The sequence below is a fragment of the Microbacterium sp. NPDC076911 genome (assembly GCF_040687125.1).
Lineage (GTDB): Bacteria > Actinomycetota > Actinomycetes > Actinomycetales > Microbacteriaceae > Microbacterium.
Window position 1 is genome coordinate 374,111 of sequence record NZ_JBFBMP010000001.1, and the last position, 16,292, is coordinate 390,402.

Sequence of the window (16,292 nt, forward strand, 5' to 3'; positions counted from 1 at the left end):
CACCCAGTGAAGGAGACACAGTGATTGCGGACGTCTTGACCGATGCGGGAACGCGCATGGACCGCGCCGTTGAGTCGGCAAAGGAGGACTTCGCCACGGTGCGCACCGGACGTGCGAATCCTCAACTGTTTCAGAAGGTGATGGTCGACTACTACGGCAGCCCCACGCCCCTGGCTCAATTGGCATCGTTGAACAGCCCAGAAGCACGCACGATCATCGTGACGCCCTACGACAAGTCAGCGCTCAAAGCGATCGAGCAAGCTATTCGTGACGTTCCCAACCTCGGCGCGAACCCCACGAACGATGGCAACATTGTTCGTATCTCGATGCCGGAACTCACGGAAGAGCGGCGCAAAGAGTACGTGAAGCTTGTGCGCGGTAAAGCCGAGGACGCGAAGGTGCACGTTCGCGGTATCCGTCGCAAGTCGAAGGACGACTTGGACGCGCTCAAGAGCGACGTCGGCGAGGACGAGTTGGTACGTGCCGAAAAAGAGCTTGATGCGCTCACGCGTGCACACGTAGACGCCATCGACGAGTCACTCAAGCGCAAAGAGGCTGAGCTTCTCGAAGTCTGAGAACGAGCAGATGGAACAGGAATCTGAGCGCACCTCTGGTGAGGCCGCTAATCAGCGAACAGACACGGGGAGTGTGACTGCGCCTGTCGACGGCGCAGCAGCTGATTCGTCAGCGCACTTGCACTCGCAGATCCGTGCGGCGCGTAGCGAGATCGAGAGCCAAGTTGCTCACGCTCGCGCTGAGTTCGAAGTCGCGAACGAGCGCATCAAGGCGCGCACTGGTCGCAATCTGATTCTCGCCATTGTCATTGCTCTCGCAATTGGCGGGGTGCTACTCGGATCTCTCCTGTTCTTCAAGAGCTTGTTTGTCATCTTTGCTCTCGCGGCGAGCATCCTCGGCACCATCGAGCTGTCGCGAGCCATGAACGGTTCCGGTCACCGCGTTGACGTTGCGCCCCAGCTCGTTGCGGGCAGCGTGCTGATCTTGACGGGCTATTTTTTCGACTCCTGGATGCTCTGGATCGCAGTCTTCATCGCGGTTGCAACGGTCATTGTCTGGCGACTCGTTGCCCAGATGATGGCAAGAGACGGGCGCGACTACTCTGACGTGCTATCCGACGCGTTGGTGTCTGGCTTCGTTCAGCTATACGCGCCTTTTCTCGCAAGCATTTGTGTGGTGTTGGTTCGTCAAGAACACGGCGAGTGGTGGGTTCTCGGCTTCGTATGCGTCGTGGTTGCGGCTGACACGGGCGCATATGCGGCTGGTCTTACTTTCGGAAAACACCCGATGGCGCCGCTGATCAGCCCCAAGAAAACCTGGGAAGGCTTCACTGGGGCGGTGATTGCAGCCGTGGGCATCGCGATGCTGATCTCGATCTTCATGCTCGGTCTGCCATGGTGGTTCGGGTTCATCTTTGGCTTGGTGATACTCGCCACGGCCACGTTCGGCGATCTCGGGGAGTCAATGATCAAGCGCGATCTGGGGATCAAGGACATGAGCTCCTGGCTGCCAGGGCACGGCGGAATCCTTGACCGGCTCGATTCGGTTCTTCCTTCGACTGCAGCAGCCCTGGGGCTCTACTACCTCTTCTATCCTTTGGCGGTGCTGTGACCGCTGTAGAGACCAAGGAGTCTGCTTTTCCTATCACCCGAGGGCGCACCAAGGGGTACTCCCCGGCGGAAGTCGACGCGTTCATTTCTCGTGCGAGAGTTGCATTCGAAGAGGGGGAGGAGCCTGTGGGTGCCTCCGACATCAGACAAGCGGCCTTTCCGCTCGTCAGACGTGGCTATTCGATCGCTGCAGTAGATGCGGCGCTAGGTCGAATCGAAGATGCTTTCGCAGCGCGTGAACGCGAAGCAGCGGTCGCCCGCGGTGGAGTTTCCGAGTGGGTTGGACAAACACGAGAAACCGCGCAGGTAGTGCTGGACCGTCTCTCGCGCCCCCGCCGTTCTCGCTTTGCGCGTGTGAGCGCGCTGAGATATGGCTATCGCGTCGAAGAAGTGGATCTTGTGGCCGACAAGCTCTCGACGTATTTGCAGACGGGCGAGTCGGTAACAGTTGAGCAGGTGCGCGGCGTAGCTTTTCGCATGCAGCGCGGTGGCTATCGCGAGGTACAGGTAGACGCCGTGCTTGATGCCGTTGTCGAAGTGATGCTCGCGGTCGAGTGACCCCTGCCGCGTTGACACTCCCTGCGGATCGGGTCAGTAGAATTGCGTCACTGTGACGTTGCAACATCCGCTCATCTTCCTTCGTAGCCCGACTACCGTGCCGCGCACACCGGCGTTCACGGAACGGTACTGATCCAATGCCGAGATCAAACCGACGCCGACCGGATCCAGGGGGCGACGACTCATTTCAGAGAATGCTGTCGGGATGGAAGCGCACCGAGACCAAGCGCGGAAGCGAGTGGATCGTGCAGCCCGTGTCGGCACAGAAAGCACAGAAGATTTACGCCTGCCCAGGTTGCGGTCGGGGCATTCAAGTTGCGGAGGCTCACATTGTCGCCTGGCGCGCCGATGGCGTGTTGGGCGACAAAGCCGATCTCGATGCGCGCAGACACTGGCACTCAGCTTGTTGGAGGATCAACTGATGGAAATCCGTGGGCCGTTCGCCCTGCCCGCCGTGCGAAAGAACATCGAATTCGAAACGCTAGACGGGTTCACGCTTGTCGGTGAGCTGGCTGTGCCTGCCGACCGAGCGCCCGTAGCCACGCTGGTAACGCTTCATCCTTTGCCGACCGCGGGCGGTTTCATGGACTCACATATTCTGCGCAAAGCCGCTGCTCGATTGCCCACTCTCGCCGATCTAGCAGTATTGCGTTTCAATACCCGCGGCACCACATCACCGCGCGGCACGAGTGAGGGGACGTTCGACGGTGGGCGCGCCGAAGCCTTTGACCTCGCAGCTGCAATGGACTTCGTGCGAGAACGCGGCCTACCCAATCCCTGGCTTGTTGGCTGGTCCTTCGGTACCGAGATCGCTCTGAAATACGGACGTGATCACGAGGTGCGCGGTGCGATTCTGCTGTCGCCCCCGTTGCATCGCGCGACGGCCGAAGACGTTTCGGCGTGGAAGGGTGACCCGCGAACACTGGTCGTGCTTGTCCCCGAATTCGACGACTATCTGCGACCTGCCGAGGCCGTACAGCGCTTCTCGTCCGTTCCCGAGGCAACGCTCATTCCCGTGGAGGGCGGAAAGCACCTGTGGGTCGGCGAAACGCAAACGCGACGTGTGTTGACAGAAATTGTCGGCGCGGTCAATCCTGACGCATTGCCGCTAGCGACTGAGTGGCCCGACAGCGAATAGTCGGGGCACAAACGAACAGCTGGCTAGCGTTCGTTCTGGCGGGGAATCAGGACCTGGCGATAGATGATCAAGACGCTTGCCGCAACGGGAATCGCGACCAGTGCGCCGAGTAACCCGAGCAATGAGCCACCAGCGAGCGCCGCAATGACAACTACTGCGCCCGGTACCGACACTGCCCGCCCCATGATCCTAGGCGCGATCACGTACGCCTCGATCTGCATGTAGATCAGATAGTAGATGGCCGCGATGAGCGCGACCGTAGGGTCTCCCAGGCCCGGGATCAGGCACGTCAGCACGATGATCGTCGAGCCGGTGAGTGTGCCGACGAGCGGAATCAGCGAGAAGAAGAACGCGATGACCGCGAGCACTGCAGGAAATGGTGCGCCAATGATGTTCAGGAAAATCACGCTGAGAACGCCGTTGATCACGCCTAGAGACAGCTGACCGATGACGTAGAAGCCTACGGATGCCGTGATCTGTTCGCTGAGATCGATGAAACGCGGACGCTTCGAGGCTGGCACGGTCTGGTACACCGCGCTCTTGAGATGAGGCGTAGACGCCGTGAAATAGATCGTGAGGATCAGAACGATAAACGCGCCGCCGAGCCCTGCGATCACGGCTGCGCCGACGGCGAGGAGGCCGCCACCGATCGAACCGCCGATTTCGCCCAGATCGAGTTCAGCAAGCCACTCCTCGAGATATTCGAAGACATCGTCAACAAGAAGCGTGGGGAAGGTGGTGTGCAACCAGTCCTTGAGCTGCGGGATCGGGTCCCACGTGCCGTTTTCGACCAGCCGTTGAATCTGGGTAACGAGTTGGCTGATTTGACCGACGATCACAGGCACAATCATCAAAATGATGCCCGCGAAGGCTGCCAGCACGGCGAGAATCGTGATGAGCACTGCTGCCCAACGCGGCAGCTTTCTCCGCTCTAGCCAGCCGACGATGGGATCAAGCCCGAGGGACAGGAACAGCGCAGTGCCGACATACAGCAGGATCGTAGACAGCGTCTGTACGCTGCCGATCAGTAGGAGTCCGAGGCCAACGCCCATGGTGGCGACGAACGCGGTCCGGAACGGATTGTGTAGCTTCACCGGACTCCTTTCGATGTCTGCAATTCTTCTTCTTGGTCAGGATACGCACTGCACACGCTCAGGCTTGTGTATGACACCTCCGGGTCGCCTCTCAGGTGTAGTTCGCTAGTCTGAAATGTCGAGTCGGAGGTGTGTTGCCTTCCGCAACTACCCCGGAAAGGTGTTCTTCGTGCGATTCGTTTGGGCAGTGGCGGCGTTCGTGCTGGCTACCGTGCTGATTGTTGCGGGTATCGCCCAGCGAACGGTGTTCCAAGGGCCGACGATCGAGACGGCTGAGATCAGTGTCGCTGAAGACGCTCCGTTTGTCCTGATTGACGGTGCCGTCTTCAACGCTCTTCCCGGCTCGCAGACTCTGCGTGCCAACGCGGAAGGCGAGATCTTTGCCGCCTACGGTCGCACCGCTGACATGCAAGCCTGGCTCGCCGACACCACCTACAACTCCGTGACGCTGGACGCCGCCGGTGAGATCGATGTTGCGCTTGTCGAACCAGCACCTCCCGCTACCGAGGATGAGCAAGCGTCCACCACAGGCACGGAGGCACCCGCGACCCCGGAAGCCACCGAAGCTGCGGTTGCGCCCGACACCACCGAACAAGAGTCCGCTGAGGGCATTGTCGTCGCCGGCAGAAGCCCCGCGGGATCTGACCTCTGGTTGGACGAGTTCCAACAGAGTGACCTGCTGATCGCCTCGTTGCAGCTGCCTGAAGAGATGAGCGTGCTTGTCGCCGCCGACGGAACGCTGCCGGCTCCGACCGCAGTTTCAGTCTCGTGGCCGATCGGCAACGGCACACCATTGGCCGGCCCGCTGATCGCTATGGGCGCGATTCTCATGACCGTGGGTGTGTTTCTCTACATTCTTGGGATCAACCATGTGCGCCGCTCCCGCGGTCCCCGGCGGAAGGGACTGCCCATCCCCGTCACCGAGCCCATCGATGTCGGCAGTATCGAAGGAGAGGAGAAGGGAGTGATCACTTCCACCCCCACACGCCGCTCGATCTCGGGATCGCGTCGCGCATTTGCCGTCGTTCCCGGCGTGGCCGTCGCCGCACTGCTGTTCTCGGGTTGCGCCGCTGATGCTTGGCCGCAACTGAGCGCCGAGAGCACACCGACACCCACCGCGACTGTTGTGGCACCCGAAGGTCAGAAGCCGCCTGCGGTGACCAGTGCCCAGGCGGAACGAATCCTCGCAGAGATCTCCACCACGGTTGCTGAAGCGGATGAATCGATGGATGCTGATCTCGCAGCGACGCGACTCTCTGGGCCCGCGCTTGCAGTACGCGAGACGAACTATGTGTTGCGAGACGCGCTGGAGGACACCGCCACGCCAGACCCCATTCTCGATCAGCCCCTCGAGATCCTGCTTCCGCAGGCATACGATGGCTGGCCTCGATCTGTGATGGCCGTTGTCGACGACGAAGCCAGCAAGCTGGCGACGATCGTCGTCATGAGCCAGGCTGACCCGTGGGCTGAGTACAAAATCTCCCATGTCGCGCGACTGGAAGCATCCACTCTGATGCCCGATCTCGCCCCCGCCTACATCGGTGCAGCGCAGGTGCAACCCGACTCGCCTTTCTTGGTAATCGCGCCTGAAGATCTCGCGACGGCATACTCCGATGTCATCAACAACGCCGAAGAGAGCGAGTACTACGACCTGTTCGACGCTGAGACCGACGCACTCCGGGTGAGTATCGCCACGGACCGTGAGGAGCGTCTGGCAGCGTTTAACGAGACTGGGGCCACGACAGGTGAGCTCACCTTCAGCACGACAGCGGGCACTGACGAGCCGATCGCTCTCGCGACGCTTGAAAGCGGGGCCATTGTGGCGGTGACCATCACCGAACACGATTCGGTGAAACCGACGAATGAAGACGCGTTCATCAAGCTCTCTGGAAATCCGATGGTCGAAGAACTCACGGGCGAAGATCAGTCGGCAACGGGCTTTTCTACCGACTACTCGGATCAGGTATTCTTCTACGTTCCGGGACAGGGATCGACAGAGAAGATTCGCTTGCTCGGATACGGATCAGACATTCTCGGTGCAAAGGTGATCAATTGACGAATCCCATGACCGGCGCTAATCTTCGTGGCGCCGTCGACCTTTCCAGTCTGCGCAATCGACCCGCGACACCGTCCGCCGGTGCGGACGCAACGGGGGCGGGAGGTAGCGCTGCATCACCGTCGCTGGTTTTCACCGCGACCGATGACGGCTTCCAAGAGGTCGTAGAGCTTTCACGCACCGTCCCAGTCGTCATTGACTTGTGGGCGGAATGGTCCGAGCCCTGCAAACAGCTGAGTCCGATGCTCGAGAAGGTTGTCAACGAGCTCGGCGGCAAACTGGTGCTCGCGCAGGTGGACGTCGACGCTAACCCACAGCTGGCTCAAGCATTTCGCGCGCAGTCGATCCCCATGGTGGTCGGCTTGGTTGCCGGGCAGCCAGTCCCGCTGTTCAATGCTGCAGTCCCCGAGCCGCAGCTCCGAGAGGTATTCGCGCAGCTGTTGCAGCTTGCTCAGCAGCACGGTGTGACGGGGAGTGTCCCTGTCAGCGCGGCTGACTCGGCGGACGCCGCCGCAGAAGAACCGCCCGCAGCGCCGTTGCCGCCGCTTCACGCCGAGGCATACGATGCTATCGAAGCCGGCGATTACCCACGCGCGATCGCGGCTTACACAAAAGCACTCGCAGAGAATCCTCGCGATGCTGATGCTCGCGCGGGTCTGGCTCAGGTGAGCCTGCTCAATCGGGTGCAGGGGCTTGATCTTCAAGAAGCGCGTGCTATTGCCGCGGCTAACCCGCTAGATCCCACTGCTCAGTTCGCTGTAGCCGACCTTGATCTGGCCGGCGGTCACGTCGAGGATTCCTTCGGTCGCTTGCTAGAGATCTTTGCGCAGCTTCCGAATGACGAACGTGCGTCGGTGCGTGAACGTCTGCTCGAGCTGTTCGGCGTGATTGGCGACGACGATCCGCGCGTGCTTCGCGCGCGCGGCAAACTCGCCTCACTGCTGTTCTAACCGCCGCTGCGGGCGTTTGACGGGCTAGCCGCGCGTCGGTGAGGGGATGTGCTTCTCAGTGCTGTGGCGCAGCCACAGCACTCCCAACGGTGGCAAGGTAAAGCGAGCTGTGCCCTCGGCATCGGTACTGACCACCCCGAGATTGCCGACTCCAGACCCGCCGTACGGGGCAGCATCCGAGTTGAGAATCTCATCCCAGACGCCAGTTTCGGGCATTGCCAAAGTGAAGTCGTTCTGGGGTGTGCCCGCGAAATTGCACACGACCACGATCGTGTTGCCGTGCCAGTCGCGTCGCGCGAACGCTGAAACACTGGGGTTCCAGTGCGGTGCGCCCAACCGAGTGAATGCTGATGAATCGCTATCTCTGGCCCACAGCGGGGCGTGCTCGCGGTAGACACGATTGAGCGTGGCGACGAAACTATTCAGCTGGGCGTGAGGGGGCTGATCCAGCATCCACCAATCGAGCGAGCGACCTTCAGACCACTCTGCGATCTGACCGAACTCCTGCCCCATGAAGAGCAACTGCTTGCCCGGGTGACCCCACATGTACGCCAGATAGGCACGAACGTTCGCCAACTGCTGCCAGTGATCCCCCGGCATCCGCCCGATAAGGCTGCCTTTGCCGTGCACTACCTCGTCGTGACTGATTGGCAACAGATAGTTCTCGCTGAACGCGTATACAAACGAGAAGGACAGCTCGCCCTCGTGGTGAGCGCGGTACATCGGATCGCGCTTCATGTACTCAAGCGAATCGTTCATCCACCCCATGTTCCACTTGAAACCGAACCCGAGGCCTGCGTGATCGGTGGGTGCGGTGACGCCGGGAAAGCTTGTGGACTCTTCAGCGATCATCGAGATGCCGGGGTAACGCTTGTATGCCGTCGCATTGAGTTCCTGCAAGAATCGAATCGCCTCGAGATTCTCGCGACCGCCGTGAATGTTGGGCTCCCATTCACCCGCTTCGCGCGAGTAGTCCAAGTAGAGCATTGAAGCTACGGCGTCGACGCGCAGCCCGTCGATATGGAACTCTTCAAACCAGAACAATGCGTTTGCAACCAAGAAGTTGCGTACTTCGTTTCGTCCGTAATCGAAAATATACGTACCCCAGTCGCGGTGCTCGCCGCGGCGGGGGTCTGGGTGCTCGTAGAGCGCTTCACCATCGAACTTGCCCAGCGCGAACGAGTCTTTGGGGAAGTGTCCGGGAACCCAGTCCATGATCACGCCGATGTTTGCCTGGTGCAGTCGGTCGATCAAGTAGCGAAGATCGTCGGTGCTTCCGTATCGGCTGGTGGCGGCGTAGTAGCCCGAGACCTGGTAGCCCCAAGAGCCGCCGAAGGGGTGCTCGGCGAGCGGCATGAACTCGACGTGGGTGAACCCTTGGGCAGCTACGTAGTCGATGAGCTGATCTGCTGCATCGCGGTACGACAGCCCTTGACGCCAGGAGCCGAAATGGATCTCATACACTGACATCGGCGACGTCGTAGGTGTCGTCTTTGCACGTGCCTTCAGCCAGGCAGCATCGCCCCATTCGTACGAGGACTGTTCAACGACCGAGGCAGTGCCGGGAGGCGTTTCCGCGAACCGTGCCATCGGGTCAGCCTTCATGATCCAGTGGCTCGACTTGGTCAAGATCTCGAACTTATAGCTGGCACCGCTGCCGAGGTCGGGGACGAACAGCTCCCAGATGCCACTGCCACCCATAGAGCGCATCGCGTGGCCTTGGCCGTCCCAGCCGTTGAAATCGCCGACCACACGCACCGCGCGCGCGTTGGGTGCCCACACGGTGAAAGAGACGCCGGGCGTCTCGTCGACCACTCGCACGTGTGCGCCGAGCGCATCCCACAGTTCTTCGTGCCGACCTTCGGCGATCAGATGCAGGTCGAGCTCGCCGATCGTGGGGGAGAAGCGGTAGGGGTCTTCAGCCGTGTGAGTGGAACCATCGTCGTAGGTGGCCACAACGGTGTACGCCCCAGGTTCGCCACTGTGGGTGCCCTCCCAGATGCCCGCACGTACGTGTTCTAGCGGAGCGCGGCTTCCGTCACGGAATACGGCAGTCACGCTCTTCGCGCGCGGACGGCGAACGCGCACGATCCACTCTTGTTCGCCAGTATCGGTTACGCCCTCGTGAACCCCGAGCACAGCGTGGGGCTCATGGTGTGAACCCGTGGCGACCGTGTCGAGGAGTTGCGGTGATGGCATCATGCGAGACCCCTGACGTGAAGGATGTGAACCGGCTCATGGAACGCATCGAGCCGAACGAAATTGTGGTCTGACCAGGTCCACTCAGCATCCGTGATCAAATCGTGCACTTGGTACGGGTCGCCGGGAGTCACACCCCACACCTGAGTGTCGAGGTGCACCATCGTCTCGCGCACAGAATGCGGATCGGTGTTGACCACGACGATCAGCGTGTCACTCTCACCGGTCGGTGAGAATGGGGCGTCGAGATGCTTGACGTAGACGAGGATCGCGTCGTCGTCGCTCCAATGCACCGTTACGTTTCGCAACTGGCCGAGGGCAGGATGCGCGTGCCGAATCTCATTGAGCTGACGCAAGAAGGGTGCCAGTGAGTCACCGCGTTCTTCGGCCCCTGCCCAGTCACGAGTTTTGTACTCGTACTTCTCGTTGTCGATGTTCTCTTCTGACCCCGGACGAGCAACGCTCTCATACAGCTCATACCCCGCGTACACGCCGTAGGTCGGGCCCGCCGTGGCGGCAATGGCTGCGCGAATGCGATACGCAGGACGGCCGCCGAACTGCAGGTACTCCGTGAGAATATCCGGCGTGTTTACGAAGAGGTTCGGCCGCAAGAAGTCTGCCGTTTCTCGAGTGAAACTCCCGAGAAACTCTTCGAGCTGTGCTTTGGTGTTGCGCCACGTGAAGTAGGTGTAGCTCTGCTGGAAACCAGCTGCCGCGAGAGACTGCATGATGGCTGGCCGTGTGAAGGCTTCGGCGAGAAAGATTACCTCTGGATGCTCGGCGTTCACCGTCTTGATCAGCCACTCCCAGAACTGCAGGGGCTTGGTGTGGGGGTTGTCGACACGAAAGATGGAGACGCCCTGAGCGATCCAGTGCCGCACAATGCGCAGTACTTCGACGCGGATGCCTTCCGGGTCGTTGTCGAAGTTGATCGGGTAGATGTCTTGGTACTTTTTCGGTGGGTTCTCGGCAAATGCGATCGTTCCATCAGGCAACGTCGTGAACCACTCGGGGTGTTCCGCTACCCACGGGTGATCGGGCGCTGCCTGAAGCGCGAGATCCAAGGCAACTTCGATTCCTTCTTTTCGAGCTGCACGTACGAACGCTCGGAAATCGGCCAGCGTTCCGAGGTCGGGATGAACGGTGTCGTGACCTCCATCGGCTGAACCAATAGCCCATGGAGAGCCGGGATCGGTCGGACCGGGATTCAGCGTGTTGTTGCGACCCTTGCGGTTGATCGTGCCGATGGGATGAATGGGCGGCAGATACAGCACATCGAATCCCATCGCAGCAACTGCCGGCAGACGTTTCATTGCGCTACGGAATGTGCCGCTCTTGATGGAGCCATCTCTCATGCGCCGCGCGCCCTCAGAGCGCGGGAAGAACTCGTACCAGGCGCCCGCACCTGCCAGCGTCCTTTCGACCAAGAGTTCAAACGTTTCCCCGACGGTTACGAGCGACATCAGCGGACGTGCGTGGAACGCGGCAGCCAAATCGTCGTCCCTCACGACCGCTAGAACCTGCTCATCGCTCGTCTCAGACGCGCGTAAGACGCTGACCGCGTTGGTAAGAACACGCCGTTCTGCGGCAGGTCGACCCTTCTCATGTGCGGCATGCTCGCACAGCCCTGCACCTATCGTGCGCATCAGGGCGACGTCGACGCCCGCAGAGATTTTCAGCTCAGCGGCATGTTTCCAAGTGGCAAAGTCATCAGTGAACGATTCGAATCGATACCGCCACACACCCATTTCCAGCGGAGCGACCTCTGTCTGCCACTCATCGAAGCCGTTGTCGAGCGGACGCAATCGATGCAATGAGTCGTCGCCGCCGGGCGACGTCACGCGCAGCTGCACGCCGATGATGTCGTGCCCTTCCCGAAACGCGGTCACACGAAAGGGAACGACCTCGCCGACGAAGGCGCTTGGGATGTAGTCGCCCCAAGGCACGGTGGGCGTGGGTTTCGCGAGGGGAATGCGACTCGCGCGCGTGTCTGTGCTCTGCTGCCACGGTACGACCGGGCGCAGAGGAACATGCGAGTTGCTCCGCCATTGACGGGGGGACGCTGAAGGCTTGTTGCTGGCCACGTCTTGAACTTACCGCGCTATCAATTCTGCCGCGCGGTGAATCGGGGTGTGTATGGCGACAAATCTCATTCGGCGCGGAAGAAGCGCATCGATGTTCCTGTCAAAGGCACGATGTCGTTCGGTGCGAAAACAGGGTGGTCTTCGTCGGGAAGTTCGTCAGCACTCGACCACAACGACACGTACCGCGTGACGCCTTCGATCTCGGGCAGCGTGACATCGATCGGCGTCTCGCTGCCGTGGATCATCAGCAGCACGCGGTTGAAGTCTTCATGCTCCGGAGTGGATGCTGCGACATATTGCAACGTGCGGTGTGCGGGCGACGTCCAACGCTCAGCCGACATGGTCTCTCCGTGCTCGTCGTACCACTCCATTACGGATGCTGAGGGAGTGAACTCATCGAGCCGCGCGAAGCGGGTCGGACGAATGGCGGGGTTTTCGTTGCGCAAGCGGATGAGGGTCTGGACGTGCGCAAACAATTCCTTCTGCCACGGCGCATGATCCCAGGCAAGCCATGTCAATGCGGAGTCGTGGCAGTACGCGTTGTTGTTGCCGCGTTGCGTGCGTCCGAACTCGTCGCCTGCGGTGAGCATCGGAACACCGGCAGAGAGCATGAGTGTGCCGAGCAGATTTCTCATGGCTTTTCGCCGCGTGGCGAGAACGCGTTCATCGGCCGTTGGCCCTTCCGCTCCGTGGTTGAAGGAGCGATTGGTGTCGGCACCATCGCGATTCTGTTCGCCGTTGCCCAGGTTGTGCTTGACGTCGTAGGACACGAGATCACGCAGCGTGAACCCGTCGTGAGCGGTGATGAAGTTAATGCTGGCAATAGGACCGCGATCGGCGCTGAAAGTGTTGGAAGAGCCGGCAAGGCGCGTGGCGAGTCCGCCAATGCCTACCGGTGACGTCGATGCGCGGCGGGCATAGTCCACGTCGCTGAGCCAGAAGTTTCGCACTCGATCGCGGTAGCGGTCGTTCCATTCGCTCCAGCCGTCGCCGAAGTTTCCGGTCTGCCAGCCGCCCATTCCCACGTCCCACGGCTCAGAGATCTTCTTGACTCCGGCAAGTTGCGGATCGTCCATGATCGTGCGCAACAGCGGATGGTCGGGAGTGAAGGTGTGGGCGCCGTCGCGGGCGAGCGTGGCGGCAAGATCGAATCGGAACCCGTCGATCTGAACCTCGTTGGCCCAATACCGCAGCGAATCTAGGATCAATCGTGCGGCTGCGTCGGTGGATGTGTTCACCGAGTTGCCACAACCCGTCACATCGATATACGCCCCGTCTTCTTGCTGACGATAGTACGAGCGGTTGTCGAGACCGCGCAGGCTGGTGCGGGGGCCGCCGAGGCCTTCTTCCGAGGTGTGGTTGTAGACCACATCGAGAATGACTTCCAGTCCGGCCTCGTGAAGAAGCTTCACCATGCCCTTGAACTCCCGAAGCACTGCGTCGGGCCCGTTCTGGCGCGACTCCACCGTCGCATACAGGTCGTGAGGCGTGAAGAAATTCAGGGTGTTGTATCCCCAATAGTTGGAGAGCCCATGTTGCAGCAGGCGTGGCTCCGTAACAAACGCGTGTACGGGCAGCAGCTCAATGCTAGTGACGCCGAGGCTGAGGAAATGTTCGATCATTGCGGGGTGCGCCAGGCCCGCGTATGTGCCATGCAAGGCTGCGGGCACATCGGGGTGACGCTTCGTCATCCCTTTGATATGGCCTTCGTACAGCACCGTGCGGTCCATCGGGATCGCAGGCTTTTGCACCCCACCCCAGTCGAACCCGCCGTCGACAGCAACAGAGCGCCATTCGCCGTGACCGCTGGGCGCCAGCCCACGCGCGTATGGGTCGATGAGCAGAAAGCTGTCATTGAACGTGTTGCCAGCGGAGTGGGGCCCGTCGGCGCGGAGCGCGTACTTTGCCCCGGGGCGGAGTGAGTGCGTGGTTCCCTGCCAGACTCCACCGCCGACGGGCGACAGGGTGACTGTGTCGGTGATCCAATCAAGGTCGGTATCGTCGAAGAGGACCAGCTCAATGTCTTGTGCATTGGCCGACCACACGCGGATAGTGCCGCCATCGTCGCCGTATGTGACACCGAGGTTGTCGAGGTTGCTGTCGAGCAGACCTGCGGGCACAGGGGCTTCGGGTACGGGTGCTGAGAGTGGGCTATCTGGTGTGTCCTGAGGATCGGACGACGACATGGCCTTCGGGCGGGGCATGCGCTCTACAGTAGTAACGCCTTGAGTCAAGCGCGTTACGACAGGACGGAGAATCACGCGTGTCGCACTATTTTGACCACGCTGCGACGTCGCCGTTGCGCCCCGAAGCACGCGACGCGTGGCTTGAAGCGAGCACGATCGTCGGAAACGCCTCGTCGATTCATGCCAGTGGACAAGACGCACGTCGCGTGCTCGAAGAGGCACGCGAGCGCTTGGCAGTCGTGCTCGACTGCGAGCCGATCGAGGTCGTCTTTACCTCGGGGGGCACAGAGTCGGTCAATCTCGCGGTGAAGGGACTGTGGTGGACGCGTGACGTTGCCGCGGATGCGTTTGTGATGCCCGATGGGGAGCATCACTCCACCGTGGACGCCGCGCACTGGCTCCGAACGCATGAAGGCGCGCAGGTGCGCGAAGTGCCGCTCGACGCTCTCGGGCGCGTAGCGCCGGAGGCCATTGCCGCGGCCCTGCCCGGAGCAGCTTTTGCGACCGCCCTTGCAGCGAACAACGAAGTGGGCACCGTGAATGACGCGTCGGCGCTGAGCGAGGCAGCATCTACTGCCGGTGTGCCGCTTCATCTCGATGCGATTGCCGCGTTCGGCCACCTGCCCGTTTCGTTTCGGCAGTGGCGCGGCGAGGCTGAGGGACGTAGCGGGCTCGTCGCAATGAGCGTGTCAGCACACAAGGTGGGAGGTCCTACGGGAATCGGTGCGCTCGTCGTTTCGCGAAAAGCCGAGGTGTCGCCGTTGTTGCATGGCGGCGGTCAGCAACGGGGGTTACGTGCGGGCACCCAAGATGTCGCGAGCGCCGTGGCGTTCGCTGTCGCAGCCGAACTTGCCGTGTCTGAGCGGGCGGTCGAAGCGGTGCGCCTGCAAGCTCTTCGTGACGAATTGATTCGGGGCGTGTTGGGGTCTGTTGCTGAGGCGACACTGCTTGGTGACCCGGTGCGCCGCCTGCCGGGGAACGCCCACATCCTGTTTCCCGGGGCGTTCGGCGAAACCTTGCTCTTCCTGCTCGACCAGGCAAGGGTCTCGGTGTCGACGGGCTCGGCGTGCCAGGCGGGCGTGCCGGAGCCATCGCACGTGGTGCTTGCCCTTGGACGCGATGCGGTGCAGGCGCGTCAGGTGCTTCGGTTTACGCTCGGACGCACCTCGACTCAGGATGACATCGACACGCTGCTGCGCGTTTTGCCGGCAGCTGTCGAGCGTGCTCGCGCAGCATCCGGCCCACGCACAGGCAGCCAATCGTAGACTGGACCAATGCGTGTTTTGGCGGCGATGAGTGGTGGAGTTGATTCGGCAGTAGCTGCGGCCCGCGCGGTGGATGCTGGCCACGACGTCGTTGGCGTGCATTTGGCGTTGTCACGCGCTGGCGGAACGTTGCGCACGGGAAGCCGAGGCTGTTGCACGATCGAAGATGCAATGGATGCGCGCCGCGCCAGCGATCTGCTAGGAATTCCCTTCTACGTCTGGGACTTTTCGGAGCGCTTTCGCGACGATGTCATCGATGATTTCATCAGTGAGTATCGCGCTGGACGAACGCCTAACCCCTGCATGCGCTGCAACGAGAAGATCAAGTTCGCGGCCTTGCTGGAGCGCGCCATCGAGCTGGGTTTTGACGCGGTCTGCACTGGGCACTACGCGACTCTCGTCGATGGTGCTGAAGGGCTAGAGCTTCACCGAGCGTCAGACGCTGCGAAAGACCAGTCCTATGTGCTCGGCGTTCTGAACGCAGACCAGCTCGCTCACACGTACTTTCCGCTGGGCTCGACGCCTTCGAAAGCGATCGTTCGCGCCGAGGCTGCCGAGCGAGGTCTCACCGTTGCGCAGAAGCCAGATAGCCACGACATCTGCTTCATTCCAGACGGCGACACGCGAGGGTGGCTTGCAGAAAAGGTAGGTACCGCCACCGGCGAGATCGTCGACCGCTCCGGTTCCGTAGTCGGCAGCCACGAAGGCGCCCACTCATTCACGGTGGGGCAGCGCCGTGGTCTTTCGCTGGGAACTCCCGCCGCTGACGGCAAGCCCCGTTTCGTGCTTGAAGTGAGGCCGGTCTCGAACACGGTTGTGGTTGGTCCGAAGGAAGCACTGGCTATCGGTGAGATTTCCGGAGATCGACACTCCTGGGCGGGCCGTGCACCGAGCGAGGCTGCTTTCGACTGCGATGTGCAGATCAGAGCTCACGCTGATCCAGTGCCGGCTCGAGCGCACGTCGACAATGGCGTCATCACGGTGTTTCCCGAAAAGCCTTTTGAGGGTGTCGCACCCGGTCAAACTGCGGTGATTTACGACGGGACGCGCGTGGTGGGACAGTTCACGATTGCGCACACCGTGTCGGCGGTGCCAGCAGCGACGTGATGTCGGTGGCCGTCTCTAGACTGGCTGGGT

General features: G+C 61.2%; 13 protein-coding genes. 9 read left to right on the forward strand and 4 right to left on the reverse strand.

Going from position 1 to position 16,292, the window contains the following annotated elements; genetic code table 11:
* The first annotated feature begins 20 nt into the window (after positions 1 to 20).
* The 5 genes from frr to AB0O81_RS01855 all read left to right on the forward strand — a co-directional run bounded on the left by frr (position 21) and on the right by AB0O81_RS01855 (position 3,321).
* Positions 21 to 575 (forward strand): ribosome recycling factor, encoded by a 555-nt coding sequence (frr, locus tag AB0O81_RS01835; protein ID WP_363580622.1) that lies wholly within the window; start codon positions 21 to 23, stop codon positions 573 to 575.
* Between the two features lie 10 nt (positions 576 to 585).
* Positions 586 to 1,626: a phosphatidate cytidylyltransferase gene (locus AB0O81_RS01840; RefSeq protein ID WP_363580624.1), complete on the forward strand. Its 1,041-nt coding sequence runs from the start codon at positions 586 to 588 to the stop codon at positions 1,624 to 1,626.
* On the forward strand, positions 1,623 to 2,183 hold the full coding sequence (locus tag AB0O81_RS01845; RefSeq protein WP_363580626.1) for a DivIVA domain-containing protein: 561 nt from the start codon (positions 1,623 to 1,625) through the stop codon (positions 2,181 to 2,183). Before AB0O81_RS01840 ends, AB0O81_RS01845 begins: the two co-directional genes overlap by 4 nt.
* A gap of 137 nt (positions 2,184 to 2,320) precedes the next feature.
* Positions 2,321 to 2,605 carry a hypothetical protein gene (locus tag AB0O81_RS01850; RefSeq protein ID WP_363580628.1) on the forward strand — a complete coding sequence of 95 codons (285 nt, stop codon included), beginning with the start codon at positions 2,321 to 2,323 and terminating at the stop codon, positions 2,603 to 2,605.
* On the forward strand, positions 2,605 to 3,321 hold the full coding sequence (locus AB0O81_RS01855) for an alpha/beta fold hydrolase (protein WP_363580630.1): 717 nt from the start codon (positions 2,605 to 2,607) through the stop codon (positions 3,319 to 3,321). Before AB0O81_RS01850 ends, AB0O81_RS01855 begins: the two co-directional genes overlap by 1 nt.
* Positions 3,322 to 3,344: 23 nt before the next feature.
* Here the strand turns inward: AB0O81_RS01855 and AB0O81_RS01860 are convergent, their stop codons facing one another.
* Complete coding sequence (locus AB0O81_RS01860) at positions 3,345 to 4,415, reverse strand: AI-2E family transporter (protein ID WP_363580632.1); 1,071 nt, start codon at positions 4,413 to 4,415, stop codon at positions 3,345 to 3,347.
* 169 nt (positions 4,416 to 4,584) lie between these two features.
* Here AB0O81_RS01860 and AB0O81_RS01865 point away from each other — a divergent pair, with 169 nt between their 5' ends.
* Together AB0O81_RS01865 and AB0O81_RS01870 are read left to right on the forward strand one after the other, a co-directional pair.
* The gene (locus AB0O81_RS01865; protein ID WP_363580634.1) at positions 4,585 to 6,471 is read left to right on the forward strand and encodes a glycosyl transferase; all 1,887 of its coding nucleotides are present in this window, start codon (positions 4,585 to 4,587) and stop codon (positions 6,469 to 6,471) included.
* A complete protein-coding gene (locus tag AB0O81_RS01870; protein ID WP_363580636.1) occupies positions 6,468 to 7,421 on the forward strand; it encodes a tetratricopeptide repeat protein in 954 nt (317 codons plus the stop codon). Before AB0O81_RS01865 ends, AB0O81_RS01870 begins: the two co-directional genes overlap by 4 nt.
* A gap of 24 nt (positions 7,422 to 7,445) precedes the next feature.
* Here the strand turns inward: AB0O81_RS01870 and glgB are convergent, their stop codons facing one another.
* The 3 genes from glgB to glgX form a co-directional block, all read right to left on the reverse strand.
* Positions 7,446 to 9,623, reverse strand: a complete 2,178-nt coding sequence (glgB, locus tag AB0O81_RS01875; RefSeq protein ID WP_363580638.1) for a 1,4-alpha-glucan branching protein GlgB — start codon at positions 9,621 to 9,623, stop codon at positions 7,446 to 7,448.
* Positions 9,620 to 11,704 carry a maltotransferase domain-containing protein gene (locus tag AB0O81_RS01880; RefSeq protein WP_363580640.1) on the reverse strand — a complete coding sequence of 695 codons (2,085 nt, stop codon included), beginning with the start codon at positions 11,702 to 11,704 and terminating at the stop codon, positions 9,620 to 9,622. Before AB0O81_RS01880 ends, glgB begins: the two co-directional genes overlap by 4 nt.
* Before the next feature lie 65 nt (positions 11,705 to 11,769).
* The gene (gene glgX, locus AB0O81_RS01885) at positions 11,770 to 13,908 is read right to left on the reverse strand and encodes a glycogen debranching protein GlgX (RefSeq protein WP_363580642.1); all 2,139 of its coding nucleotides are present in this window, start codon (positions 13,906 to 13,908) and stop codon (positions 11,770 to 11,772) included.
* A 59-nt stretch (positions 13,909 to 13,967) separates the two neighbouring features.
* Here glgX and AB0O81_RS01890 point away from each other — a divergent pair, with 59 nt between their 5' ends.
* Positions 13,968 to 15,155 (forward strand): cysteine desulfurase family protein, encoded by a 1,188-nt coding sequence (locus AB0O81_RS01890; protein ID WP_363580644.1) that lies wholly within the window; start codon positions 13,968 to 13,970, stop codon positions 15,153 to 15,155.
* A 9-nt stretch (positions 15,156 to 15,164) separates the two neighbouring features.
* A complete protein-coding gene (mnmA, locus tag AB0O81_RS01895; protein ID WP_363580646.1) occupies positions 15,165 to 16,262 on the forward strand; it encodes a tRNA 2-thiouridine(34) synthase MnmA in 1,098 nt (365 codons plus the stop codon).
* Positions 16,263 to 16,292 lie beyond the last annotated feature (30 nt).